The organism is Desulfopila aestuarii DSM 18488, assembly GCF_900143695.1.
Lineage (GTDB): Bacteria > Desulfobacterota > Desulfobulbia > Desulfobulbales > Desulfocapsaceae > Desulfopila > Desulfopila aestuarii.
Genome location: NZ_FRFE01000017.1, coordinates 95,363 through 121,867 on the forward strand (window position 1 = coordinate 95,363; position 26,505 = coordinate 121,867).

The following is a 26,505-nucleotide window of genomic DNA, read 5'->3' on the forward strand; positions in this document are numbered from 1 at the left end:
ATCAGCAGAGAGGAAAGCATATGACATCAGAACATGGACGAATCGAATATGACAGCATGGGCCCGGTCGAACTCCCTGCCGGAGTACTTTACGGACCTCAAACCCAAAGAGCTGTCAATAATTTCACAATCCACCCACAGCCGATGCCCTGGGAATTCATTGTTACAGTAATTCTCATCAAACAGGCTGCCGCCGAGGCGAATATGGAACTCGGACTTCTTGACCAGGAGAGGGGTAAACAGATTGTCATCTCGTGTGAACAGCTGACCAAAGGAGAATTACGCGATCAATTTCCGGTTTCGGTCTACCAAACCGGATCAGGCACCTCAACCAACATGAACGTCAATGAGGTCATCTCTTCGATGGCAAAAGCGAAAGGTGTAAAGGTCAGTCCCAACGATCATGTTAATCTCGGCCAGAGCAGCAATGATGTCATCCCCGCCGCCGTTCATATCGCCACAGCGATTGAGGTGCGAAAAGCATTGATTCCGGCAACACAGAAGCTTGCCGACTCCATTCGTTCCAAAGCCGCAGAATATAGTGAGGTAATAAAAACCGGACGTACTCATCTCATGGACGCCCTTCCCATCCGGGTCCAAGCTGAATTTGAAGCCTGGGCCCTGCAGATTGAAGAGAGTAGTGCTCGGCTTCAAGACAGCTTTGATCGCCTCACCAGGCTACCGCTCGGCGGGACGGCCATTGGCAGCGGGGTCAACTGCCATCCCGATTTTGCCGCCACCGCAATCACTTATATTAACGAAGCTACCGGAATACGTTTTGCGAAGGCACGCTCGCTCTACAAAGGGATCAGTAGCATGGACACAGCCCTTGAGGTCTCAAGCCATTTGAAGACTCTTGCGATGTCGCTTATGAAAATTGCCAATGACCTGCGCTGGATGAACTCCGGCCCACTATCAGGCATTGGCGAAATTGTTTTACCAGCCCTGCAACCCGGATCCTCCATCATGCCTGCCAAGGTGAACCCGGTGATCCCCGAAGCAGTAGCCATGGCAGCGGCACAGGTGGCCGGATATGACCTGGCAGTCACCTTTGCCACACAATCAGGCAATTTTCAGCTGAACACCATGTTGCCGCTTATTGCAGCAAATCTTCTCGCATCAATCGAATTATTGACCAACAGCTGCTACAGCCTGGCAGAAAAAGTCTTTGACGGTCTTGTGGTGAAAAACGACCGGTGCCTGGCTGCACTAGAAAAAAATCCCATCCTGGTGACTGCTCTTAATCCGGAGATCGGCTATCTGCGGGCGGCAGAACTCGCCAAAATTGCGGTGGCAGAAAATAGAACTATTCTTGATGTTGCCTTAGAACATACCGACCTCTCCCGTGAGAAGTTGGAAAATCTTCTAGATCCGAAAAAAATGGCTGACGGCGGAAACAGCTGACGTGATTCCTTCGGTTTGGAGGGGTTACAGGACGGCTAAATGAAGGGTTATACCGTAAAACGCCATCAATAGCCCGATGGTCGGCCACCAGACTGCCTGCAGCAGCCTGGATATTGTATCGGCCGCAGCTACAGTTTTTTTGATAGTGAGAGCCATGGTGGGCAGCAATACCACCCAGATAACTCCCCCAGCGTCCACCGGCCCGCTGGCATAGAGTCCCGGAAGCAGGAAAATCAACAATGGCAAAAAGAACATCATCAACACAAACTTTCTCCCCCTGTCCCAGTCTTTTACTTCACTTACACCTGCAGCAGAACGGGATTGCAGCCACCTTAACAACGCATACCCGCCCGCAACCAAACCGGTTGGACTCAAAAGCAGCACGATCACCACAAAACTATTGACCGTCGCTTCCCCCAAAAGACTGTTCAGCCATCTTTCGGGCTGTGGTATCGGCTGTCCACTGTTGGCATCCAGCAGAAGGGAAGGCAATGTTGTGAGCAGCAGTACCCCCAAGGCCAGATACGGCATGGGAGCATAAAAACGCTGTCTGTCTTTTGTATGCATCAGTAGGTAGACCACTACAGCAACGAGGAGTGCACACATTCGCAGATCCACCTGCATCCCGAAACCCAAGGCCAGTCCGGCCCATAGCCAGCCACGGTTCACCTCGTTGACAAGTGTCCGATATAAGATATAGAGAGTACACGACCAACAAAATACTAACAGCGCATCACCACTTACAAAAAGACCGCTGCCGAAAAAGAATGGGAGTACAGCAAAGAGCAGACAGCACATGAATGCCGTGCCACGATCGAACATCAGCCTAGCAAGACTGAAAACACAGGTTGTTGAAAGAAACCAGAGCAACCAGATAGCTCCCCGAAGCTTAAAAACACCTTCGACACTGGAAGAGACGGCTGCAGTGTGGCCAATAGCTGTACCTGCCTGACCAAAGAGAGGCCACATTGCAATGAGATCCTGATAGTAACGCTCTTCAGGCAAGACCGGGGCACTACCGAGATAGACGAGCCGTAAGAATATGAGGTACAAAAAAACACCCAAGCCATAAAATCGCTGAACAAGAGGACCACGTATCCGTTTTTGACCTATGGAAAACACATACCCTACATTTCCCACATAAACAGCAGCCAACCCGAACAGAGCGACCCAGAAAACTCCAGCCGTAGTCAATATTTTCTGTTCTGAACCAAGAGAGGCAACCAATCCGCTTCTGAGTAATAACACGAGAAACACAACCCAGAAAAATCCGATCAGGTACTCCAGACGCCTTCTGGCAGAAATATCTGGCAACGATTTCCGGTGCAAATAGATGAGAACAGCAGCCCCCAGACTACTGGCAGGAATGAAACTCAACCAGTGGGCAAGACCAGGACGAACCCCCCCCTCAAGCGACATGGTCAGGATGGTGCAGTCCATTATCAATAACGTGAGAAGAAGAGGAAGCAGTTTCCCACTTGGAATCGGTACGATATTGACACCTGCCAGCATAAGAAGTTGCCGACAATAATCGATCATCACCTTGACACCCATTTTCGAGGTGCCATAACATCTGTCCCGAAAAATAATGGGAATCTCTTTGACCCGCAGATCATCCTCACCTGTTGCCAAAAGCTCAAGACCAATTTTAAATCCGCACACCTGCCGATTCATACTGGCAAGACGCTCGCGCCGAACGGCAATAAATCCAGCCAGTGGGTCTTTGACATCGGTCCACATCCGCGCTGGGAATGTAGCAATTTTTGATGATATCCTACGTGATATTGGCCATTCCGGAGTATCTCCACCTGTGGTGTAACGACTGCCGATGGCCATATCGCAGGCGCCGGAAATGAGTGGTGCGACAAGCGCTGGAATCATTTCTGGCGGGTGACTCAGGTCGGCATCCATGACTACCGCAAACTCCCCTGCAGCAGCACGCGCACCAGCCATAACTGCCGCCGACAACCCTTCATTTTCCTTGGAGCACACGAGTTTGACCCTGTCGTTATCAAGCCACTTTTCTACAAATTTACAGGTCCCATCGGTTGACGCACCGTCAGAAAAAACCACTTCATAATCAAGACACTGAAGATCTTCGACCGCAAAAATCCGTTCAAGCAACAGATCGATATTCTCTGCTTCATTATAGGTCGGAATAATAATAGAGACTGCCACCATCGGTTGTGCACCTGTAGAACTGAGGAAAAACCATCCGGCCCCATTGCCAGGATAGGCACATTCAACTTATGGTAGCACGCTTTGCAGACAGAAGGATAAAATAATTTGCTTGCAGGTGAATTTTCATAATTACAAAGGGCCGATCCCCACACAATACGAGACCGGCTCCTTTCATTTTCAGGCAACTGTCAGACAATGGGACTAAGTGTTAATTCATGCATCGGCAGAATCTTCACCCCCAACCCTTTGATCTTCTGAATAGACTCCCAAGCGGCAATGGCATCCAGATGGACGCCTGGACAGACCGCGGGCCCATTTTCTGGAAAATTTTTATTGTTACAGCAAAACCCAGTGATAACTGCCGGCCCCTGAACGGTATCGATGACAACAGACAGACAGCCAACCGAGTGGCCAGGTGAATGGAGCACCCTGATGCCCGGCACAATTACCATATCGTTGGTAGCTTGAATGAAGTCAATATTTTCAATAAAATACTCGTCATAGCGATGATCAATGGCGTGAGGATGCAGACAAAAGGCAATCTCGTCGGGATGAGCGTAGAATTTGGCCTTGGTCAACAGCATATTGTTACCGCAGTGATCATCATGGAGATGTGTATTGATGACAATATCCACATCCTCTACTGTCAATCCTTGCATCTCCAGACATTCCCCCAATGTCCGGGGAACGAGACCGGTCTCTTCGGTAAACCCTGCCGGCGGAAAGAGCTCATTCTCATCAAGGCCAGTGTCGATCAAGATATTGTGCCCTTCGCCCTGAACCAGGAATGACCATATCGGTAACCATATACGTGTCCCATATCCTTGTTGATAGGTCATGATCCCTTGGTCTGGATTGCGAACTCCCGTCAATAATGGTGTAATAGTATAGCTCATCCCTCCTCCTTGTCGCAAAAAATCTATAATTTTTCTGAACGTGTTTGGCAGCAGTAAGCGCTATGTTCAGGGTGTTTCACCTGCTTGCTATGTAACATTTGCACAATACCACATATGTCTAATTGCGCCAATTTCTCTTCATAACCTTCTAGCGAAATTTCAATCGCCGCAAACAACCACCTATTAAAGTAGTAAGTAACAAAATATTCCTCTCACCTGATCCTTTCAGCACTATATATTCTTGACAACAACCAACGAGGAGAATAATATTCTCTAAAAAGGAGATATGGCGACATGATCGACGAAATAAGTATGGAGATCCTGAAAATCTTACAGGACAAGGCAAGGATTCCCAACGTTGAGGTTTCCCGGCAGGTTGGGCTTGCACCTTCTGCGGTCCTTGAACGAATCCGTAAGATGGAAAAAACTGGAATAATAGATGGATATGAAGTTCGCCTCAACCCTGAACGTTTTTCCAGAAGCCAGATTTCCTATATACATATTACCACCAGGCTGCATAGCTCAGGAAAAGGAACCATCGGCGACCAGCTGGCTGCCATCCCGGAAATACAGGAAGTACATTTTATCGCAGGCGAAGATGGTTACCTTGTAAAGGCACGGACCGCTAATACCGAAGAGCTCGGCGACCTGCTGCGCAACCAGATAGCCACAATTGAGGGTGTGATCGCCACAAGAACGACCACCGTCCTCCATACCTATAAAGAAACATCAAGAATTCCTATTCGGTAAATATTCATCAGGAGAGTACGAAAATGCCATTATCACCCTCTTTCAAAAACCGCTTGTATCCATCCCTTCCCGCAATCGTCGCGCACTACGGCACACCGTTCCACATCTATGATGAGACCGGCATTCGTGAAACAGGTGCGGCTGTTCGTCAGGCCTTTTCTGGAGTAGAGTCATTTCGCGAGTATTATGCGGTTAAAGCCTTGCCCAACCCGAAAATACTGGCAATCATGCAGGACATGGGCTTTGGCTTTGATTGCTCCTCCACCACAGAACTCATGTTGAGCAGACAACTAGGGGGGCGAGGTGACGACATCATGTTCACCTCAAATAACACCAGTCTCGAAGAATTTCTGGAAGCGGAAAAAGATGGAGGCTGCATCCTCAATCTTGATGACATCACTCTCATACCAAAAGTTCCCAATATGCAGGAACTCATCTGTTTTCGCTACAATCCCGGTTCGCGTCGTACCGGTAACGATATCATCGGTAATCCTACAGAGGCAAAATATGGCGTGAGCCATGACCAGATTATCGACGCCTATCGGCAGGCGATGGCCAGAGGGGCAAAACGATTCGGTCTGCACACCATGCTCGCTTCCAATGAATTGCACTATAGTTATATGGTGCAGACTGCCGAGATGCTGCTAGCTTTAGTCGAGGAAATCTCATCCGAATTAAACATCTCATTTGAATTCATCAATATAGGTGGAGGACTTGGTATCCCCTATCGTCCTGACCAGGAGCCCTTAGACATCGAAGCAATGGGTCGCGAGATTAGCGGCCTGTTCCAAGCGTTTAAAATTCGACACGGCTACATGCCGGCGCTCTGCATGGAAAGTGGGCGCTATATGACCGGCCCCCATGGAGCCCTGGTTGTGCAGGCAATCAACCGTAAAGATATCTACCGAACCTATATTGGCGTTGACGCTTGTATGACGGCCCTGATGCGCCCGGCCTTATATGGAGCCTACCATCACATTGAAGTTCTCGGCAAAGAAACATTCCAGACCGCCCCACCGGTGGATGTCGTCGGTTCGCTCTGTGAAAATAACGATAAATTTGCCATTCAGCGTGAACTGCCACCAATCAACGAAGGTGATATTCTGGTCATTCATGACTCTGGAGCACATGGACACGCCATGGGTTTCAATTATAACGGCAAAATGAGACCAAAAGAGTTGCTGCTGTCGTCTGACTCAACTGTGCAACTCATTCGCCGGGAAGAAACACCCGAGGATTATTTTGCTACTCTGAATTTTTCCCCTGACAATCTGGCACTTTAGCAAACATCACACTTAAAAAAGTGTCGGTTGCGCAACCAATGTGCAATCGACACTTTCTCCCATTCCTACCTCAAAAGCATTCTTTTTTTAAGAGTTGAGTTACCATTCCCCTCCTCAACTCACTGTTTTTTCCTTCGTTTCGTGTCACATCATTTGCAAAATTATAAAATGGATGGTAGATAATCTTTGATAATCGTTTTTGTTCTCTTTTTGAAGTCTCATACGTTCACAGGTTCCATGACACCCTTGATACGCCCTATTGATTGGCCTCGTCGTTTCTCCGGCAGTATTGCACTCTATAGCTGCCTTCTCTTCTTTTTCTTTTCTTCAACCCCTGCCCAGTCACGACCTACATCTGATGAGTTAGCAAAAGCCATGGCCAGTCAACTGGTCTGCTATCCAATGGAACTGGTCAATGTATCAGAGCCGGAAATTACCTTGAAATCAGAAGAGATGTGCCTTGCCCTGATTTATCGGGACCTCGGGCCGTATCCGCTCTGGGTAACTGTCGACGGCCCAACCGCCAAGGCAGAGGTCATCCTGGAATACATCAGGAATGCTGACCTCCAAGGTCTTGACCCGCAGGAATACAACCTGGACCGACTCCTGAACTTGTGGCATACCGAAAACGCAGCTGAACTTGCTCAACTTGACACCAGCCTGACCTATAGCTTGGTGAAATACATCCACGACGTCAGTTATGGGCAATTGAAACCTCACGAAACCGATCCTGAACTTTTTGCCGAAGCAGGCGAAAGTGACTTCAATCCGCTTTTGACTGTCAAGCAAGTGCTTGTTGTCAGTGATCTCGACCAGTTTTTCAAAAATCTTCCACCTCAACACTATCATTACCGAAGTTTGGTGTCAGCCCTTGCCCGTTACCGTAAAATTGCTGCTGATGGAGGGTGGCCACAAGTGGCAGGTGGTGAGTCTCTTCGTCCCGGCGAGCACGATGCACGTGTCCCGACAATCAGGGAACGACTCAAAGTGACTGGTGAATTGCAAGAAAAGGCCACCGTCCTCGACACAAATCTCTATGATCCTGAATTAGAAGAGGCCGTTAAGGTTTTCCAGCGTCACCATGGCCTGACCCAGGACGGTGTGATCGGCAAAAAAACCACTGCCGCAATGAATATCACTGCCGCACAGAAAGTGGACATGATCCGCATCAACATGGCCCGCTGGCGTTGGCATGCGCACGAGCTTGGTGACAAATATATCATGGTCAACATTGCCAGCTTTAATCTCAAGGCGTTTCAGGACAACAGTGACACCCCGACACTCGACTTTGCTGTCATTGTCGGCCAGGATCAGCATCAAACTCCGGTTTTCAGTGACACTGTGGCCTATCTGGACTTCAATCCCTACTGGAACGTAACCCCAAGCATTGCAGCCAATGAGGAACTGCCGGGTCTCAGGAAGGATCCAAACCATTTATCCAAACGTCACATCCGGGTGTTTTCCAGCTGGCAACCGGAAGCTGTCGAACTCGATTCAACGACCATGGATTGGCACACGGTCACGCCTGGCAGAATGCGCGGTTACAAACTCAGGCAGGACCCAGGCCCATGGAATGCCCTTGGCAAGGTCAAGTTTGTCTTCCCCAACCAATATTCTGTTTACATGCACGACACCGCGTCGCCAAATCTCTTCCAACGGACAAAGCGTGATTTCAGCCATGGCTGCATTCGGGTAAGCAACCCACTGGAGCTTGCTATTTTTGTCCTCAACGACCAGGATGGCGGCTGGACTCGAGATAAAGTTATTGACCTCTATGGAAAAGATACAAGAAAAGTCGTGCGTTTATCTCGACCTGTTCCTGTACACATTACGTACCAGACAGTCTGGGTTGACAAAGACGGCACAATCAATTTTAATGGTGATATTTATGCGCGCGACAAAAAGCTCCTAAGTATCTTAATAAAATAGATTTTTTTGACCCCTAACCCATTTAAAGAGGTATACCACCAAATGACCACCGATCACAAAGACCCTTTGATGAACCGGCGAAGATTTCTGGTCGCCTCGACTCAGCTGGCTCTCGGCCTTTGTCTTACCAACCCCGGTGAGCTTTTCGCTAAATACACGTCTACCGTACCTGTTCTTAAAGATGACAAGAAGCGGGCACCGAAACCTATTATTCTCGTCAATACTCACACTCAGGAAGAATTCCAACTCCGTTATTTTGGCAAATCTTGCCCTCCAACCATAAAACGTGACCTCTACTCCTTTTTGCGTGACTACAGGACTGGCGATGTCCATCCCATCGATTTCCGTTTGATGGACATTCTCTACGCCATTCAACGCAAAACCGGCAGTAAGGGTGTCTATGAAGTGATATCCGGATACCGCTCTCCCAAAACCAACGCCATGCTGAGGTCCAAATCGGGAGGAGTAGCCAGAAACAGCCTCCACCTCAAAGGCCAGGCCATTGATGTCAGATTGAGTGATCTTTCAACGAGGCAGCTGCGCGATGTCGCCAAATCACTTAAAGCCGGAGGCGTCGGATATTATGCCCAGGCTGATTTTGTCCATATCGATACGGGCAAAGTACGTGTATGGTAGCATAGTGGGTAGATAACTGACCCATCGTAAAGCATGTTTTCTCCGATCGATATCAATTTCTTTCTCGACAAGGTCGCAGCTCACGTCAAAGGTGTGCAGGTGCCTGTGGTCGATCTCATTGCTGTACAGACCAAAGACCCGTTTAAAGTTCTTGTCGCCACCATCCTTTCTGCCAGAACGAAGGATGAAACCACTGCAGTTGCGGCTGAGAAATTATTTCGCGTTGCCGGCAACGCCGAAGCGCTCGACGCTCTCTCAGAGGAGCAAATCGAAAAGCTCATCTTTCCCGTCGGCTTTTTTCGCAATAAGGCTCGTTTTCTCAAAGCACTGCCAGCTGCTCTCTCCAAATTTGACAATCTGGTTCCAAACACCATTGAAGAGTTGGTTACCCTGCCTGGGGTTGGCAGGAAGACCGCCAATCTCGTGCGCGCCATCGCCTTTGACCTGCCTGCAATTTGCGTCGACACCCATGTCCATCGCATAATGAATATCTGGCGCTATGTTGACACGAATACCCCGCTTGAAACCGAAATGGCGCTAAGAAATAGTCTTCCGGAAGAACATTGGAAATCTGTCAATTCCATACTGGTTGCCTTTGGTCAATTGTTGTGCAAACCCGTTAGACCACATTGCGACATTTGCCCATTGCTGCAGGAATGTCCCCAATATGAGGTCGTTCCACGCAATCCCCCACGCAAGACAAAAAAGCAGACCAGCAAACCATCTATTCGGCTCATGTCCTGGAATGTCAATGGTATCCGGGCCATTGAAAAAAAAGGCTTTCCAAAGAGTATTGCAAAATTTGATGCCGATATCCTCGCCTTGCAGGAAATCAAGGCAACTCCCGATCAGTTGTCGGAATCGCTACTGCAACCCGATGGTTATACCGCTTTCTGGCACAGTGCTGTGCGAAAAGGTTATTCCGGAGTCGCTGTCTATAGCAGAATTCAACCACTTAGCGTCATAACCGGTCTCGGCAACGAAGAATTTGATTGTGAAGGAAGGGTTCTTACCCTTGAGTTTGATGATTTTTACCTGACCAACATCTATTTTCCCAATTCAGGGGATGGTCTCAAGCGCCTCGACTACAAGCTTGCTTTTAACGATGCCCTCCTGCATTTCGCTAACAGCCTTCGCAAAAACAAGTCGGTCATTCTCTGTGGCGATTTCAACGTTGCCCACAAAGCCATTGATCTGAAGAACCCAGAAGCAAACGTTAAAAACCCTGGTTACACTCCTGAAGAACGTGCATGGATGGATAGCTTCGTCGACGCAGGTTATGTAGATACATTCCGGAAATTTAACCAGGATCCTGACAACTACACCTGGTGGAGCTATCGCTTCAACGCCAGGGCCCGCAATATCGGTTGGCGTATCGATTATTTCTGGATAGATGGTCAGAGCGTTGCCAAGGTGACTGATGCAACAATTCTTCCTGAAGTTTCCGGTTCAGATCATTGCCCCGTACTCCTTGAATATACTCCCTAATCTCATCTGATCTTTCAGGTATCTCCTTTTCATCAACCCTCCTTTCAAAAAAATGCTGTCATTTTGCTTGCGTTGCCAGGTGACAATAATGTATTATTTCAAGGTGTTCTCCTTTGTAGGCCAGATTTCATCGCCACCAGGCTGGCCGGCATAGACAATATGTTCATCTGCTAGCCAGGGTTTTATGTATCGAAACCGGACTTCAAAGCTGAAGTTACCCGCCATCTTTCGTCGCCTACCATTCGTTCTTCTCTTGCTGTTCGTTGTGAGCTGGAGTGGCATGGCTCGCGCCACCACTGGAGCGATAGCCGAAACCACCTCCATACGTCTTCAATTGCGATGGCTGCATCAATTCCAGTTTGCCGGTTATTACGCAGCTATTAAAGAAGGATACTATAGTGAATCCGGTTTACAGGTAACACTCATTGAGGGCGGCAAAGGAAAGGACACCATCGATGAGGTATTGAATGGCAATGCCGACTATGGCGTGACTAATGCTGAGATGCTATTACAACGACTCAATGGCAAACCGCTGGTCGCCGTTGCTGCTATTTTTCAGCACTCACCTCTTATCTTTGTTGCCAGAAAGAGCAGCGGTATCACCGTCCCCCAGGATCTTTCCGGCAAAATCGTCAAAATGAGCCGGACCAGCCGAGATATCGAGTTGCAAGCCATGCTCCACGGCGAAGGTGTCAATTTCGACAAGCTTATTCTTCTCGAAGATGTAGCTTCGTATAATGATTACTTCGATCCAAACATTGACGTACTGGCAGCCTATATCACCAACCAGCCATACTATTTGAAGGAAAAACATATACCCTACACCATCATCTCTCCATCTTCATATGGTATTGACTTCTACGGAGACTGTCTGTTTACAACGGAAAATGAAGCCAAGACCAATCCTGCCAGGGTCCAGGCCTTTCGTGAAGCAACCGTTAAAGGATGGCACTACGCGCTCGCCCACAAAGAAGAGATTATTGATCTCATACTCAACACATATCAATCAAAAAAAAGCCGCGAACATCTCCGATACGAAGCGGACGAAATTGAAAAACTCATCCTCGCCGACCTGGTCGAGATTGGCCATATGAACCCAGGACGCTGGGAACATATCGCCAAGACGTTCCACCAGTATCAACTCATACCCGACAACTACTCACTCGATGGCTTTATCTTTTCCGCCGAGCAGGATAAACTGCCGCACTGGATATATCGCGCCCTGATGATACTCGGTGCCGCTACCATCCTCATCACCCTCGGCTGTATCGGCCTCTTTTTCTTCAACCGGCGACTGCAAAGCGAGATTGCCATTCGCAAAAAAACAGAAATGGCCCTGCATCAGAGTGAAAAATCCCTCCTCAACTACTCTAAACAGATCGAACAGTTCAGTATCTCTGCAGCCTCGATTCTATCCATACGTGATGAAAAAGCCCTGTTTGCAGAAATGAGTAAGGCTATTATAGAACTTTCTGATTTCAGTCGAGTGCTCATCCTGCTTTTTAAAGATGAACCACCTTTTCGCGAGTTCATCGGTTCTGCCGGCATTTCTGATGAAGTGCTCGCCAAGATCAGGATGACCCACCTCCCGCAGAGCTGGTATGATGATATTTTCGAACTCGGTATCAAGCTTGGCCAGATGAGCTATTATGTTCCACATAACATGAAAAGCATTCTCAATCAGGAGGCGGTTTTCTATGGAGAAGGATCTATACCAGACAGAGAAGACATGTGGCACCCACAGGACAACCTCTTCGTTCGGATGAACAATGAAAAAGGAGAGCTTATTGGCGTAATTTCCGTCGATACTTCGAAGTCCGGTGCCCGCCCTACAGATGAGACGGTCCGGCCCCTTGAGGTGTATGCTGGTCTCATTTCCCAGATCATCGTTTTAAAACGTGAACACATCAGGAGACAGCAACTCGAACAAAAACTCCGATTCTCCCAGAAGCTTGAAGCTCTTGGTAACCTTACCGGAGGAATCGCTCATGATTTCAATAATATTCTTGGCATCATCATTGGAAATGCCGAGCTCGCCCTCCTTGATACGACCGAATCTCACCCGACCTACCACAATCTGTCTGAAATACGCAACGCCTGCAACCGGGCACGTGATATTGTTCAACATCTGCTGATGTTCAACCGTAAGTCGGATAAAGAACTTCGCCCCATAGCAGTCGCCGATCTCCTCAAAGACTCTCTGCGGTTTCTGCGCACCATCATTCCGCCCAATATTGAGCTGATCAATCAGATCCAGACCATTGATGAACATCTTCTTGCCGATCCGCCACAAATATATCAGGCCCTCCTGAATCTTTTTACCAATGGCGTGCAGGCCATGGAGGATACCGGCGGCACGCTCACAATTGCCTCCAGGACTGAATTACTCCGAGAACCACTGAAATGTTCTACAGGCGAGATTCCACCAGGCCGTTACATCCGGCTGAGCGTCAGCGATACCGGACACGGTATTGCCCCTCACCTTATTGAAAAGATATTTGATCCGTATTACACCACTCGGGAGTTCGGCAAGGGAACCGGAATGGGGCTGTCTATCGTTCATGGCATCATCCAGAGCCATAACGGCGCTATACTGGTTCAATCTTTTGTTGGTCAGGGCACAACGTTCATCCTTTATCTGCCGGTCATTGAAAAGATAGTAGACGAGAAACAGGTAACCTCACCCCCCATGTTGCCAGGTGGCAGCGAAAACATTCTGCTGGTTGATGATGATGAAGCACTGCTTGAAGTAGGAATGCTCATGCTGCAAAAGCTTGGCTATTCGGTGATCACCTACATCGACCCGGAACAAGCCCTGGAATATTTCCGCCAGCACACTGATCATATACAATTGCTGATAACCGATATGACCATGCCGGTCATGAGTGGACGTGAGCTTGCCGAAAAGGCACTTGAACTCAAGCCGGATCTTCCGGTATTCCTCTGCACCGGCTACAGCGATAAGATTGATGAACGCGAAGCAACCCGTATCGGCATCAGTCGCTACTTTGAGAAGCCCCTTGACCCGGTGATTTTTTCGGCAGCAATCCGCAATGTACTGAGCGACCGGCCTCACTCCTGAAGTAATACTGGTACTTGTGCCCGCTACCGCCCTGCACACGGCTCCAGAAGCAGCTCTGGACAGTAATCGGCAATATATTCCATCAATTTACGATGCCCAGCCGGGAACGCGTAACCAACGAGTTCTTCTGCTTCCACCCATCTATAATCCTGGGCTGCTGTCAATTGTGGCCTCGGCTGGATTTCGCTGCCTGCCAAAGTCACCGCATAGCAATGCAGCACAACCTTGTAGCGGGTATAAAAGTGGATAACACTGGTAATATCGTTGCAAACCTTCACTGGAAACCCGGTCTCTTCACGATACTCCCGCACCACGGTCTCGGCAGGTTCTTCCCCTTCTTCAAGGCGTCCACCAGGGAACTCCCACAAGCCACCCCAGATATCCTCATTCTTTCGTTGCTGGATAAACAGTTTCCCTCCACTTTCGAGGACACCGGTGGCCATTTCAATAAGAATGGTTTTTTTGGTGCTGGTCGTGACAGGACGATCGGCAACCGTTCCACGCTGCCAGGCAAGACAGCCAAAAGCAATAGGACATTTGGAGCAGTCAGGGTTACGCGGCAAGCAGACCAAACCGCCAAAATCCATTAATGCCTGATTGAACTGCCGGGCTCTGCCCTTAGGGAGCATTTCCCTGGCAAGTTGTTCAATTTTCTTTCGAGTAGCCCCTGATTTGACCTGACCGTCAATATCAAATATCCGGGCATAAACACGAAGAACATTGGCATCCACCACGGGAATGTCTGTATTGCAAGCAATAGAGCTAACTGCAGCAGCCGTGTAGGGGCCTATACCCGGCAGCCCCTGAAGCTCGCCAGGATCGCAAGGAATAATTCCGCTATATTCCCATGAAATAATTTTGGCAGCGGCGTGCAGATTTCTTGCTCTTGCATAATAGCCGAGTCCCTCCCAGTTTTTTAGGATCTCATGCTCATCCGCAGCGGCTACGGCATGGACATCGGGAAATCGGAGGAGCCATCGATTGAAGTAGTCTATTCCTCGCTCCATCTGAGTCTGCTGCAGCATAATCTCAGATATCCACACATGGTAAGGGTCATAGGTTTTACGCCAGGGAAGCTGTCGATCGGTACGGATAAACCAGTCGAGCAAACGTTGTTGGACCTGCTGTTTATTCTCAAATACGAAATCGTTCATTTATCCTCTAACTGCTCTTTACTCACCACGGTTCTCAACCCGCCAGTTGAATGATTGGCTAATCTATCGATTTTGAATTTATGCATCATTGAGAATGGTATAGATAGCCTTTCCCAAAGTCTCGACAGAATAGGGCTTTTTGATATAGGTACCAGCGCCAAAACTTAATGCCCGCCGAACCCGATCATTTTCGGAATAGCCGCTGGCAATCACCACCGGCATTTCCGGCACTACTGCTTTTATGGCCATAAAGGTATCGAAACCGTCCATACCTGGCGGCATAATCATATCCAGAAGGACGAGGTCTACTGCATTGTCGCGAACATAGGCAACCGCTTCCTCTCCGCTGGCAGCAGTTGCAACGGTATAATTCAGCCGTTTCAGCATGGCGGAGGCAATCTGCCGCTGTTCGAAGATGTCATCAACAATAAGAAGATGTTCACTGTTGCCTGTAAGTGATAATAAATCTGTAGATTGCTCACGAACCGGACTGCTTTCTCGGGTGAGTGGAAAGTACAAGGTGATGACAGAACCCTTATCAGGTTCACTGTCAATGTCAATATACCCACCATGATCTTTCACCGTACTATACACCACCGCCATGCCAAGACCGGTTCCACTTCGTCCCATTTTTTTCCGGGTGAAGAATGGCTCAAAAATCTGGGTGACCACTTCCTCAGACATACCAACCCCGGAATCGCTCACAGTAAGGCAAACATAATCCCCTTCCTGCACTGTATCGTAGCCTTTTATAACGGTATCAACATATACAGCCCTGCTGCTAATAGACAGTGTTCCGCCTTCAGGCATGGCCTCCATTCCGTTAATAATGATGTTCATCACAGCTTTTTGTAGATGCATTCTGGAACCCATTACATTCCCGGTAAAGTCTGCCAGATCGACATCTAGCACAACCTCAGGATGAGCCTTTTTCAACGTTCCAAATTCTGCACTTTCAAGATACCCCTGAACCAGGGAGCGAAATTCGACGACCTCTTTCACTGCCACCCCTCGCCTTGCCAAGGTTAAGAGATCCTGGACAATGGATGCGGCACGGTCTCCTGACATCTTAATATTCTGCAACGGTTTATAGAGTGGGTCATCCTCCTGCATATCAAGAAGCAGCAATTCTGGATAGGTAACAACTCCGGAGAGTATATTATTCAGATCATGGGCAACACCACCAGCAAGGGTCCCCACAGCCTCCATTTTCTTGGCCCGGATAAGTTGATCTTCAAGTTCCTTACGTAAATCATCAGCTTTGACACGATCAGCTATCTCGTTTTTCAAGCGGGTATTCATATGCACCAGTTCAGCCGTACGTTCCTGAACCCGTCGACCCATTTCCCGATGAATCTTTTCGAGTGACTTGACCTGACTATCTGCCGTTTCTGCAAGACTATTCAAAGTGCTATATATCGTACTGAACTCCAGGTAGCTTTCACACTCTTCAGGAATACGATACGTGAGATCGTTGCCTATTTTCCGTGCCTCTATGACAGTCCGTGAGAATGCTCTCGAGAGTCTCACCCCATAATAAATAAGCCAGCATGCAAGCAGAACAAGTACGGTGATTGATATGTTCTGAATTGCTTCGAGACGTTGCCGCAACTCCTGCCTATCGACATTCAATGCAACCGCAGCATCGTCAAACATAGCGGAGATCTGCTGCTGATTATCAACAAGTTTCTTTTTTAATAATCTTATTTTACCATTATTTTGCAGCAGCCTCCCGAATGCTTGCCGGAAATGTTTGCCGATCAAAAGAAGCTCTTCCACCAAAAGGCCATCCTGAGCATCAAGTGAGAAATCCTCAAAGCGAGTAACAGCCCCTGAAAACTTGGCCATGCGCTGCTGAAAAAGCTCCTCTACACCATCTATGTTTTCAGAAAGCTGCATTTCATAAAAAACGGCGATGACATCGAGCAGATTGTTCTGCACATATACCGCTGAGTCGATAATTTCCAGTTCGGATGCTGATTTATCAGGATAATTTCTGAAACCACTCCTGGTATTTGAGGGAGGATCGCTATTAAAGGAAGAAAGGGAGGATTGCAGACTCTCTATATGATACGCATGAATCTGTCGTACATTTGCAACAAGGCGAGGCAGCGTATTTCGGATATCAAGATAGAATTGTCTGTTTTCCTCGACCGTCGACAAAAGCGTACTGAAGACATGTTCCCGTTCACGGATAAATCCCGGACGCAGATACTGCGATTCTGCCTCAAGCTCTTCTACCAGGTCCATCCCTGTTGACAGAAGATTGGCGTAATGCTCCCCTCCGCTGAGTACCATATTCTCGATGGTGACGAGATCGACAAATGTTTTCTGCAGCTGGAGTATACGATGATACCGGCTTTCAGCTGAATCGTTAACCCGATTAAAATATATATAGATAAAGGCAAGCAGAACCAGGGTAATTACTGAGACGAGGGAAAGCCCCTGGCTCAGTCGAATTGAACGTATTCTCGCACCTATCATTGTTTCTCTAATGACACCGTTGGATAATCAGCCTTGATCCAGCCACGCATACCATACTGCAAGCCGAATACTTGGTTATATCCATACTTATGGAGATAACGTGCGGCATATTCATCACGGTTTCCCGTTTCGGTGATAACTATTATCGGGGAATCTACAGGGATTTTTTTTCGAAAATCATCACGTTGCAAATCATCGAGAAATCCACTTACGGTTTGGCAACTGCTTCGTATTACCAGAGGCGCCTCGGCCCCTTCCGGCACTCTTTCAGTCCGAAGGTCAAGCAAGGTTAAAAGGGGTAAGCCATTTTCAGACAAGCAACCACTTTTCTCGGCTACACCCATCCTTTGTTTCACATCTTCTGCACTCAAAAAAATTGTCTTGTACTCAGGTAGTTTTTCATCGCTTACTACCGGTAATCCGGCTCCAATCCAATCTTTCAACCCTCCATTGTATATCTTGACATTCGTGTAGCCGTATTCCTTGATGGCGACCGCCACCTTATACGAGAATACTCACCGGTGCCCTATACAATAGGTAATGATAAGTCGATTTTTGTCTTCACCAAGTTCAGTATACCGATCATCGATGACATTCCACGGGATGTTCATCGAACCTGGTATCGATTGGTGATGGAAAATGATTTCGTCCAGGGTGTTCAGTAGAGTAAAATCTATTTTTCCACTGCTACGCTGTACGAGCATATCCTGTAACTCGTCGGTGACTACCACCGGAAAACGCTCAAACGCCTGAGCTTTTCCTGCAAAAAAAAGGCAGGCAACCAGAAACAGAAAACTTATTTTCTGCATGGATTCTCCCTATTCACATGAACCTCTACGCAAAGGAAACTGCAGCGCTAACCATATCGCCGGCACAAGACAGTAACATATTACCCTGCCATGTTCTCCAACAAAACGCTGCCGCTTTTTCGCCTCACAAGGACATCGCGACCATAGTCTTCATTTGCTTCTAAAAAGAGATTTACAGGTAAACCGACTCACGCTGACAAAAAATTTCATTATCAAAAGTGTCATGATGTTGATCATTATAAAGAAGTTGTTACCACGACCAGTGATGTTGTAAGAATCACTCAATTGAATACGCTCTTTTCTTGTTTCCTTCGATAAATAGACTATAGTCGAAACCTCAAGGAACACCAATCTACTTACACTTTACCAAATAGTACTATGACCACCGCAACTCCTGTTATTATCAAACAACTCCCCATCCGCCTCGGCCAGTTTCTGAAAATTGCCAACCTTGTCCAGGATGGCTTTGAAGCCAAGATCCGAATACAGCATGGAGAAGTTCTGCTGAACGGAGCGGTGGAAACCCAAAGGGGTAAACAGCTGCAGAAAGACGATATCGTCACATTTGCAAGCCAAGACTATCTGGTTCAAATCAGTTAAGCCCACTTGCATTAGCTCTTTTCGTTTGCAACCTCTTGCTCTGATATAACGGAATAGACCTGGATATCCTGATCGAGCCCCCGCAATAGTCTGGCACCTTCTTTTTTAATGGCATACGTTCCGGAAACGTCCCTGCTCACGCTTTCCGTAATGAGAATCTGGCCTGAGTTGGTTTCCGAGGCAAGGCGTTGAGCAATGTTGACGTTAGTACCTATGACGGTGAAATCCAACCTCTTTTCAGAGCCTACATTGCCAAGGTAGACCTCACCGCTGCTAATCCCAATGCCTATGCCAATTTGGGTAAACCATGAAGAATTCTCGACCCATTTCCCGCGCAGTTCTTCGAACCCTTTAAGTATTTTCACCGCTGCGCCCACCGCTGCAACAGCAGGAGCATCTATTGCGACCGGAGCCCCGAACAACACCAGGGCCGCATCACCCATAAATTTATCAAGCGTCCCTTGGGCGTTAAAGATGATATTCGTGAAAAGTTCGAAGAACTGATTGAGAAAACGGCGCAGTTCCTCAGGTGAGATATGCTGGACAAGGCCGGTGAAATTTCTGATGTCTGCAAACAGAACCGTGAGATTTTTCACCTCTCCCACATCTATCATGCGCTCTTCCCGGTTGAGCAGGAACTCAGCTACCTCCGGGGCAACATACTGCTCGAAAAGAGTTCGTAAACGAACGGCCTGTTCCCTCTCGAAGATCGACATAACGTTTTCAAGCGCCATGATAGCCTGACTGCAGATGACCGAAAGCATCTCCATGTCCGCCTGGCTATATTCAATATTGACGTCCCGGTCGCTGATATTCACCACACCTGCCACTTCCCCCCTGAGGGTGAGTGGATAGGAGATGGACGCAGCGATTTCTTTTCTCTGCAACAGATTGGCAAACGGCGTAGCATCCTGTGTTCGACGATTAAGTATCAACGGTTCTCCGTGGGCAAACACCCAGCCCGCAATTTTTTCACCGGGCTGCAGCCGCACCGTTTCCGCTATCTGCTCTTCGATTCCTTTGGAGGCAACTATCCGTAACTCGCCGTTAACCTTATCAAGCATCATAAGGGAGACACTTGACGGGGAGAGTTCATTATAAATGGTATTAACAAGCTCGACATAGATATCGCCGGAAGTCGTAGCTGTGAGAAACTTCTTACCTAACTGGTACAATGGGATCAGCGTTTTAAGTCGAGTGTTTTCTTCTCGTAGCCTGGTGATGGAAAGTGCGCCTACTACTCTTTTTAAAAGATTTTCAGTGCTGACCGGTTTTTCCAATACCCCGATGTAACCGCTATTCATGGCATCGATCACCAACCGTACATCAGCATGGGCCATCACCAATATTCCAATAATATTTGGATCCATTTGCCGCAACATGGAAAATGTTTCCAAGCAATCCGCTCCCGAGAGCTCACCATTGACCAGAACGAGGTCGAATCGCTTTTTTCCAGCGGCCTCCACAGCCTGCTCTCCGTTACTGGCGCAAGACACCTCATGTCCTATACCGCCAAGAACATTGCGGCACAGATCAGCAAATACTGCCTCATTATCAACCACCAGTATCTTTCGTAAAAACATTTCGTCTCACAACTGTTTCATGCTACCCGCCACTCATTGCTCAATAAGCAGCCTTGGCTGGTCTCAATGACTCAACCAACGAATAGTACTTTTAATTAGCCCAACCTTCATAACACGACAGACTGCATTTCAATAGTAGCATCGACATTACTTCTATTCAAGCCGCCATCGTTTTTCTTGAAAAATCAGTTTATTTTCCGATAGCACCCAATTTTCGACCGGTGAATCCGATAATTATTTTTCATTTGTTCATGGAGTCGCACCAGCTGTTTATCCAGATTAAGCACCTCATTATCCTTGGTGTTATTTTCCTGGGTATCCTCATTTTACAACAGTTCTTTCGAAACTGCCTATCACGCAAGCTATATATGCGACTCCGTTCATTTTTTTACTTCAAATATTTATGGAAAAATAAAACCATTTACTTTAGTAAGTGTTTGTTATTTACTTCCTGATACAAGATAGATACGCAATATGCTCCACCAAAACTGCGTTTACTGATACTTCTTTCTGCCAGGAGATTTTCCCAAAAGGGAAATAAATTATAGAGATCAGACTGAATTGGCAAACTTTTTTCATCAACCTTTCGATATGTATTTTTTTTAAGAAAAGTTACTCCCAAACAGTCTGATCAACAATATTTGTTAGGTGAAATAATTGTTGCCATCACTCACAGCGATGTCGACAAATTCTGTAAAAACAGGTGCCCTCTGAAAAGGGTGAAATCAGGTTTCATGGAGGAGTAATGGAAAGCACAAGCAAAGTGGCCGAAACCAACAGTACTCAACCTACCGGTACATCCGGCAGTCTCAGTATCCGCAGCAAGCTGATGCTTGCATTCTTTCTGATGATTGCTCTTACCTTGGTCGTCAGTGCAATTGCGTATTTCTCACAAAAGCTGGCCAATACCACTATCAACGAACTTGTTCAGGTCCATGGTAAGGTTGCTCGCCTCAGTCTCCAGACCGACAAAACACTTCGAGTCATGCAGGGTATGGAGAAAGACTTTCTTCTTAAATATCAAAGCATCGGCATTCAAGAGGCAAAAAACCAGTACATGGTGCCTTTTACAGAGAACGGAGGCCAGGCGTATCAGAACATTTATGAGATCCAGCAACTTGCCGCCGACCAAGCGAGCATTGATGCAGCCCAGACTGCTATGGATTCGATCAACGAATATCTGAGCGCTTTTATTGGCACCGTCAACATTCTCGAGCTTCGGGTTGACAAAGAATTCGGCGAACTCGTCAAGTTGGATGAAAGTGTCAATGCCTTGCAGGCAAGCGTTGATAAAATTGACTCCATCATCCTTCGCAACGGATTTTATCAGCTCAACAGTGCCCTCAAAGACTATCTGATCCTTCCCAGCGAAGAAGCTATACAACAGGTTGAAAGCAACCGTACCAGTTTTACGCAGATCATTGCAGCATCCTCCCTGCCCGGCTACGTTTCAGAGCAGCTTAACAGTCAGCTGGAAGAATTCTCCAAGTGGTTCACCGAGGTAACAAACACTGACAAAGTCGTCGCCAGTCGTATTGCTGAGTACGAGGCTGCCGCCGAGAAAGCCCAGCCTGTTATTGCGACCTTTCTTGCCAATGCTACCCAAAACGAAAGTTCCGCTACGAAGAGGATGGAAGATTCTGCCGCGTTTGTACAGAAACTCGTTCTCTCGGTGAGTGGTGTCGCCGTCCTCCTTGGTATTTTCATTGCTATTCGTCTCTCCCGCAGCCTTACTGCCCAGGTCAGCCACATCGTTCAGCTGCTTGGCGAAATCAATGCCGGTAACTTTTCCGCTCGTACCGAGGTTGTAACAAAAGACGAGCTTGGCGCCATGGCTGTCACACTCAACAACATGCTGGACAACATCACCGTGCTCATCCAGAGTCAGGCCGAGCGCGATGCTATCCAGGATTCGATCATGAAGCTGCTTGAAGAGATCAGTGCCTTGACCGAGGGTGATCTTACCGCCCGAGCCGAAGTAACCGAGGATATGACCGGCGCCATCGCCGACTCCTTCAATGCTATGAGTGATCAGCTTTCTGATATTATCCGTAAGGTTAAGGACGCCACCGCCTCCGTTGACGTCACCTCAGAAGATGTTGCCAAACAAACCATTACTCTTGCAAACAAGAACATCGAACAGTCCAGAAAGGTTGCCAGCGCTATCAAGTCAATCGATATCATGGTTGAGTCCATCCGAAATGTTTCCCAGAACGCTGCTCAGTCTGCTGACGTTTCTGAAATCTCACGTCAAAGTGCACGTGAAGGTGCCGAGGCTGTACAGAAAACCAACCTGGCCATGACAGAGATTCGTGAACAGATCAATGAGACAGCTCGCTCCATTAAGCGCCTCGGTGAAAGTTCCATGGAGATCGGTAACGTTATTCAGATTATTAATGATATCGCCGATCGCACATCGATTCTCGCCCTGAATGCTTCCATTCAGGCCGCCATGGCCGGTGATGCAGGTCACGGTTTTGCCGTCGTTGCTGACGAGGTCCAGCGTCTTGCTGAAAGTTCCAGTAACTCAACCAAACAGATTGAAGCGCTGATCAAGAATATTCAGACCGAAATCAAGAACGTTAGTAGTCGTATGGATGAGAGTATCGGCAAGGTTGTCCAGGGCTCCCAGCTCGCTGACGGCGCCCATGCCAAGCTCCAGCAGATCGAGCAGGTTTCAAACCAGCTTGCTGATCTGATTAAAGCCATTACCACCGCATCCTCTGAGCAGGTGCAGGTGTCTGAAACGATTTCCACAACCATGCAGGAGATTGGCGATGTCAGTCAGGAGTCGTCACGTTCCTCTCAGGAGACAGCAACATCAATGGATATGCTAAGTCGCACAGCTCGAGACCTGCGCGCCGCCGTTGAGACATTCAAAGTGCCCGACGCAGAGGAGACTGCATAAGGGTTCGGTGTAAACTGAGATCATTCAGGCTTCAGGCCACACCAACAGTGGCCTGAATTCGTTATTCACAACGGAGTAGAATATGAATATCGTCCAACGTATCCTGTCAGCTATCCTGATAGTGTTTTTCTCCTTCTGCCCTTCCGTATTTGCCAGTGACGGAACTATCAATATAGGTTTTAACATTCCCCAGACGGGTTGGTTTGATCTGGTTGGGCTTCATTCGAAAAATGCGGCACAACTCATTGAAAAGGAGTTAGCCGAAGCAGGTGGCCTCAAAGTCGGCGACAAAACCTACGATGTCAAATTTCTTTACGGTGACAACAAATCAAATCCAACCGCCGCCTCAACTCTTGCCATCGAACAAGTTTCCAAAGAGAAAGTCCTCGGTATTATCGGTCCACTCAGCAGTAGCCAAGCTATCCCGGTTGCCCAGATGGCCAACTCATTTTCCACCCCGATGATCTCACCCTGGTCAACCTCCCCGCTCACCACCAAGGATAGGCCGTATGTCTTTCGTAGCTGCTTTGTTTTTACCATTCAGGGCCCGGTATTAACCAAATTTCTGGCTAAGCAGTTTACTGCGACCAAAGGCGCCGTTCTTTATGATATCGTTGCAGCGTATCCAAGAGGGCTTGCAAAATCTTTTAAAGAATCATTTGAGCAGATCAATGGCGAGGGATCAATTGTACGATTTGAAGAATTTCGCTCAGGCGACACGGATTTCACCAAACAGCTGATGAGCATCAAGGAATCTGGTGCCCAGTTCATCTTCAGTCCGCAGCATTTTAACGAAATCCCCCTGATCATAAGACAGATGAAATCGATAGATTTGAACATTCCCCTTGTCGGCAGCAACTCCTGGGCCGGTGGAAATCTCTTAGGGGAATGTGGAAACGATTGCGACGGTCTTTTCTTTAGCGGCAACTACGCCTCAGGTGGCGCTACAGGTATCAATAAGCAGTTTGTCGATGCCTATAAGTCCGCCTATGGTGAATTGCCCGACGAACCGGCAGCATTAACCTGGGACGCCGTTCGCGTCTTCCTACAGGCCGTCAAGGACACCGGAAAACTCAGTGGCAATCTCCTCGCTGATCGCAAGGCTGTAAGGGATGCCATTGTCAATGTGAAAAATTTTGATGGGGCGACCGGTGAAATGACTTTTAATGAATCCGGAGATCCAAACAAATGTGCTGTTATCGTAAAGATAGAGAACGGCGTCTTCAATTTTCACGAATCCGTCTGTCTCTAACAATACCGGTATAGCGACAGTTGCCACAGGAAACCCATGCTGCTCCAGTTATCACGTCAACCCGTAAACCCGCTGTTGTCAATGAGGATACCCAAGTATTCCGGATCACCTTTTTTTTGTGATTCCTCATTCAACAGCACAAGATGCGACAACACATTATGGTAGACAACGACAACAACCCCGTACAGTCAGCTCTGCTTATCGAACAGCTGAAATCATATCAGCATAATCTTGAAAGTGTTGATATAACTGTCAGCAAGGGTCGACATCAAGGCATTATCCATGTTCGCGATGGTGAAGTGCTTTCTGCGCATATCGGCATTCTTCACGGCAACGGCGCTATTCTTTCCATTGTCCAGATACAAGGGGCTGAAATAAACTCTGTCCCGACCCAGTCTGCAGTGCAGAAAACGGTTTTCATCACCATTGACCAGATAGACCGCTTTCTCAAAACACAACGGACAACATCCCATCCTGCTGAAGATCTTGATGAGGAAAAACTGCTGGAAGAGGCTAAAAGTCTCTTTTTCCGTTTTCATTATAAAGAGGCGGTCGATCGACTGGTAGCCATCCTCCGTCATAATCGTTTTTTCTATCCCGCATGGTTGTGGCAGTCCCGCATCCTCACGAGACAGGATTATATTTCTCGAGCAATAGACGAAGCGTACCGTTGGGGAAACCACGACCAGGACGTCTGGCGAGAAGCCCGCAAGATGCGGCCCCAGCTTACGACTTCAGACACTCAAGTCAAACGCTGTATATTCTGCTGGTCGATTCTCCAGGCAGGCAGCTCTTGCTCTCACTGTAAGGCATCATTTTCCATAAGTGCCATGCAGCCGTCAAAAGATCTGAAGCAGGATGAGATCCGTTTTGCTCTCACCTGCTTTGATCAAGCTCAACGATCTGACCCTCGCAATTCACGTACCGCCTTTGCCCTGGCCCTTGGACACTTTAATCTCAAGGAGCATCATAAGGCCCTCGGTTATCTGGAGAGCGCTGTTCAGCTTTCTCCGAAAATACCACTCTACAGCAAAAGCCTTTCGCTCCTTCGCTCAATTATCAAGGCAGAAGAACTTCGGCAGCAACCTGTGGTATCAACGCCGGCAGTACAAACAATGCCCGCCGAACTTCCTGTCGACAGCTCAACAAACCCGACGATCCTCATGGTCGAGGACAGCATGACATCCCGCAAGGTACTGTCTATGTTGTTGAAACGTCACAACTATACACTCTTGGAAGCTGCTTCTGGAGCAGAAGCCATCAAAGCGGCCGCCTCAAGCCGCCCATGTCTCGTGCTGCTCGATGTTATGCTGCCAGACACCAACGGTCACGACCTGCTCGCTGAACTACGGAATTTTGAACATCTTCGTGAAGTACCGGTCATTATGCTGACAGGAAGACATGATGTCAGGGACCGTTTGAAAGGTATTCAGGGCGGGGCGCAGGAGTACATTACCAAGCCTTTTAATCCACAAAAGCTGACTGAGCTTGTGCAGAGTTATGTGAAATCTGCCACTGAGAAACAAACAGTTACCCAAAAGAAATCGACACCACCTTCGCCACCAATTAGCCAGAAGAAAACAAAGACAGCGGCGACTGCCGTGAACAGGTGGGCTACTTCGCCCGTGAAGGCACCGGCACCAGAAGCTGCCAAGGCCCCTTCCGAGCCGCCAAAAGCTCCACCTCCTGGCAGCAAGTCTATTTTCATCATTGAAGACAGTCGCACCTCAAGAAAAGTACTTGCCATGCTGCTTTCCAGAAATGGCTACCATCTCTACGAAGCATCAAGCGGCCAGGAAGCCTTGACATTAGCGCCGTCCATCCAACCAGACCTCGTTCTACTGGACGTCATGCTGCCTGATATGACGGGATATACCATCCTGCCCCAGTTGAAACAGTTACCTCACTTTGCAAATCTCCCCTTTATTATGCTCACCGGCAACAAGAAAGCCACGGACCGACTGAAAGGGATGCTTGCTGGATCAAACGAATATCTAACCAAACCTTTTGATCCGCAAAAACTGTTGTCTGTCATTAGCAACTACTTATAGATTCATTTTACCGGAA

18 protein-coding genes are annotated in these 26,505 nt (G+C 47.9%); 11 read left to right on the forward strand and 7 right to left on the reverse strand.

The features are described 5' to 3' along the window. Positions 1-20 precede the first annotated feature (20 nt). The gene (locus BUF15_RS16395) at positions 21-1,403 is read left to right on the forward strand and encodes a class II fumarate hydratase (RefSeq protein WP_073614789.1); all 1,383 of its coding nucleotides are present in this window, start codon (positions 21-23) and stop codon (positions 1,401-1,403) included. Positions 1,404-1,427: 24 nt separating this feature from the next. Here the strand turns inward: BUF15_RS16395 and BUF15_RS16400 are convergent, their stop codons facing one another. Together BUF15_RS16400 and BUF15_RS16405 are read right to left on the reverse strand one after the other, a co-directional pair. Continuing rightward, entirely contained in the window at positions 1,428-3,584 is a 2,157-nt protein-coding gene (locus BUF15_RS16400; RefSeq protein ID WP_073614790.1) for a glycosyltransferase, read from the reverse strand. Between the two features lie 188 nt (positions 3,585-3,772). Continuing rightward, entirely contained in the window at positions 3,773-4,480 is a 708-nt protein-coding gene (locus tag BUF15_RS16405) for an N-acyl homoserine lactonase family protein (protein WP_073614791.1), read from the reverse strand. 294 nt (positions 4,481-4,774) lie between these two features. Here BUF15_RS16405 and BUF15_RS16410 point away from each other — a divergent pair, with 294 nt between their 5' ends. From BUF15_RS16410 to BUF15_RS16435, 6 genes are all read left to right on the forward strand, one after another. After that, positions 4,775-5,230, forward strand: coding sequence for an Lrp/AsnC family transcriptional regulator (locus BUF15_RS16410; protein WP_084554089.1), 456 nt, complete (start codon positions 4,775-4,777; stop codon positions 5,228-5,230). Positions 5,231-5,253: 23 nt separating this feature from the next. Continuing rightward, entirely contained in the window at positions 5,254-6,513 is a 1,260-nt protein-coding gene (locus BUF15_RS16415) for a diaminopimelate decarboxylase (protein ID WP_073614792.1), read from the forward strand. A gap of 237 nt (positions 6,514-6,750) precedes the next feature. Continuing rightward, positions 6,751-8,442, forward strand: a complete 1,692-nt coding sequence (locus BUF15_RS16420; RefSeq protein WP_073614793.1) for a L,D-transpeptidase family protein — start codon at positions 6,751-6,753, stop codon at positions 8,440-8,442. A 42-nt stretch (positions 8,443-8,484) separates the two neighbouring features. Beyond that, positions 8,485-9,078: a YcbK family protein gene (locus BUF15_RS16425; RefSeq protein ID WP_073614794.1), complete on the forward strand. Its 594-nt coding sequence runs from the start codon at positions 8,485-8,487 to the stop codon at positions 9,076-9,078. Positions 9,079-9,111: 33 nt separating this feature from the next. Continuing rightward, positions 9,112-10,566, forward strand: a complete 1,455-nt coding sequence (locus tag BUF15_RS16430) for an exodeoxyribonuclease III (RefSeq protein WP_073614795.1) — start codon at positions 9,112-9,114, stop codon at positions 10,564-10,566. A gap of 280 nt (positions 10,567-10,846) precedes the next feature. Continuing rightward, on the forward strand, positions 10,847-13,648 hold the full coding sequence (locus tag BUF15_RS16435) for an ABC transporter substrate-binding protein (protein ID WP_073614796.1): 2,802 nt from the start codon (positions 10,847-10,849) through the stop codon (positions 13,646-13,648). A gap of 23 nt (positions 13,649-13,671) precedes the next feature. On the opposite strand, the gene mutY is transcribed toward BUF15_RS16435, so the two are convergent. The 4 genes from mutY to BUF15_RS16455 all read right to left on the reverse strand — a co-directional run bounded on the left by mutY (position 13,672) and on the right by BUF15_RS16455 (position 18,095). After that, the gene (gene mutY / locus BUF15_RS16440) at positions 13,672-14,802 is read right to left on the reverse strand and encodes an A/G-specific adenine glycosylase (protein ID WP_073614797.1); all 1,131 of its coding nucleotides are present in this window, start codon (positions 14,800-14,802) and stop codon (positions 13,672-13,674) included. A gap of 78 nt (positions 14,803-14,880) precedes the next feature. Next, the gene (locus tag BUF15_RS16445; RefSeq protein ID WP_073614798.1) at positions 14,881-17,286 is read right to left on the reverse strand and encodes a hybrid sensor histidine kinase/response regulator; all 2,406 of its coding nucleotides are present in this window, start codon (positions 17,284-17,286) and stop codon (positions 14,881-14,883) included. After that, on the reverse strand, positions 17,283-17,786 hold the full coding sequence (locus BUF15_RS16450) for a rhodanese-like domain-containing protein (protein ID WP_073614799.1): 504 nt from the start codon (positions 17,784-17,786) through the stop codon (positions 17,283-17,285). The genes BUF15_RS16445 and BUF15_RS16450 overlap by 4 nt, the downstream gene beginning before the upstream one ends. A 15-nt stretch (positions 17,787-17,801) precedes the next feature. Then, complete coding sequence (locus BUF15_RS16455; protein ID WP_073614800.1) at positions 17,802-18,095, reverse strand: rhodanese-like domain-containing protein; 294 nt, start codon at positions 18,093-18,095, stop codon at positions 17,802-17,804. 378 nt (positions 18,096-18,473) lie between these two features. Between BUF15_RS16455 and BUF15_RS16460 the strand changes: the two genes are divergently transcribed. Further along, positions 18,474-18,695: an RNA-binding S4 domain-containing protein gene (locus BUF15_RS16460; protein ID WP_073614801.1), complete on the forward strand. Its 222-nt coding sequence runs from the start codon at positions 18,474-18,476 to the stop codon at positions 18,693-18,695. A gap of 11 nt (positions 18,696-18,706) precedes the next feature. On the opposite strand, the gene BUF15_RS16465 is transcribed toward BUF15_RS16460, so the two are convergent. Beyond that, positions 18,707-20,278 (reverse strand): adenylate/guanylate cyclase domain-containing protein, encoded by a 1,572-nt coding sequence (locus BUF15_RS16465; protein ID WP_073614802.1) that lies wholly within the window; start codon positions 20,276-20,278, stop codon positions 18,707-18,709. 745 nt (positions 20,279-21,023) lie between these two features. On the opposite strand from BUF15_RS16465, the gene BUF15_RS16470 reads away from it, so the two are divergent. The 3 genes from BUF15_RS16470 to BUF15_RS16480 all read left to right on the forward strand — a co-directional run bounded on the left by BUF15_RS16470 (position 21,024) and on the right by BUF15_RS16480 (position 26,489). After that, positions 21,024-23,186 (forward strand): methyl-accepting chemotaxis protein, encoded by a 2,163-nt coding sequence (locus BUF15_RS16470; protein ID WP_073614803.1) that lies wholly within the window; start codon positions 21,024-21,026, stop codon positions 23,184-23,186. An 82-nt stretch (positions 23,187-23,268) separates the two neighbouring features. Next, positions 23,269-24,438 carry an ABC transporter substrate-binding protein gene (locus tag BUF15_RS16475; RefSeq protein WP_084554093.1) on the forward strand — a complete coding sequence of 390 codons (1,170 nt, stop codon included), beginning with the start codon at positions 23,269-23,271 and terminating at the stop codon, positions 24,436-24,438. Between the two features lie 143 nt (positions 24,439-24,581). After that, complete coding sequence (locus tag BUF15_RS16480; RefSeq protein ID WP_073614804.1) at positions 24,582-26,489, forward strand: response regulator; 1,908 nt, start codon at positions 24,582-24,584, stop codon at positions 26,487-26,489. Positions 26,490-26,505: the final 16 nt, after the last annotated feature.

Coding starts and splice junctions, on each gene's coding strand:
- BUF15_RS16395 (WP_073614789.1), top strand. CDS start 21: ATGACATCAGAACATGGACGAATCGAATATGACAGCATGGGCCCGGTC.
- BUF15_RS16400 (WP_073614790.1), bottom strand. CDS start 3,584: ATGGTGGCAGTCTCTATTATTATTCCGACCTATAATGAAGCAGAGAAT.
- BUF15_RS16405 (WP_073614791.1), bottom strand. CDS start 4,480: ATGAGCTATACTATTACACCATTATTGACGGGAGTTCGCAATCCAGAC.
- BUF15_RS16410 (WP_084554089.1), top strand. CDS start 4,775: ATGATCGACGAAATAAGTATGGAGATCCTGAAAATCTTACAGGACAAG.
- BUF15_RS16415 (WP_073614792.1), top strand. CDS start 5,254: ATGCCATTATCACCCTCTTTCAAAAACCGCTTGTATCCATCCCTTCCC.
- BUF15_RS16420 (WP_073614793.1), top strand. CDS start 6,751: ATGACACCCTTGATACGCCCTATTGATTGGCCTCGTCGTTTCTCCGGC.
- BUF15_RS16425 (WP_073614794.1), top strand. CDS start 8,485: ATGACCACCGATCACAAAGACCCTTTGATGAACCGGCGAAGATTTCTG.
- BUF15_RS16430 (WP_073614795.1), top strand. CDS start 9,112: ATGTTTTCTCCGATCGATATCAATTTCTTTCTCGACAAGGTCGCAGCT.
- BUF15_RS16435 (WP_073614796.1), top strand. CDS start 10,847: ATGGCTCGCGCCACCACTGGAGCGATAGCCGAAACCACCTCCATACGT.
- mutY (WP_073614797.1), bottom strand. CDS start 14,802: ATGAACGATTTCGTATTTGAGAATAAACAGCAGGTCCAACAACGTTTG.
- BUF15_RS16445 (WP_073614798.1), bottom strand. CDS start 17,286: ATGATAGGTGCGAGAATACGTTCAATTCGACTGAGCCAGGGGCTTTCC.
- BUF15_RS16455 (WP_073614800.1), bottom strand. CDS start 18,095: ATGCAGAAAATAAGTTTTCTGTTTCTGGTTGCCTGCCTTTTTTTTGCA.
- BUF15_RS16460 (WP_073614801.1), top strand. CDS start 18,474: ATGACCACCGCAACTCCTGTTATTATCAAACAACTCCCCATCCGCCTC.
- BUF15_RS16465 (WP_073614802.1), bottom strand. CDS start 20,278: ATGTTTTTACGAAAGATACTGGTGGTTGATAATGAGGCAGTATTTGCT.
- BUF15_RS16470 (WP_073614803.1), top strand. CDS start 21,024: ATGGAAAGCACAAGCAAAGTGGCCGAAACCAACAGTACTCAACCTACC.
- BUF15_RS16475 (WP_084554093.1), top strand. CDS start 23,269: ATGAATATCGTCCAACGTATCCTGTCAGCTATCCTGATAGTGTTTTTC.
- BUF15_RS16480 (WP_073614804.1), top strand. CDS start 24,582: ATGCGACAACACATTATGGTAGACAACGACAACAACCCCGTACAGTCA.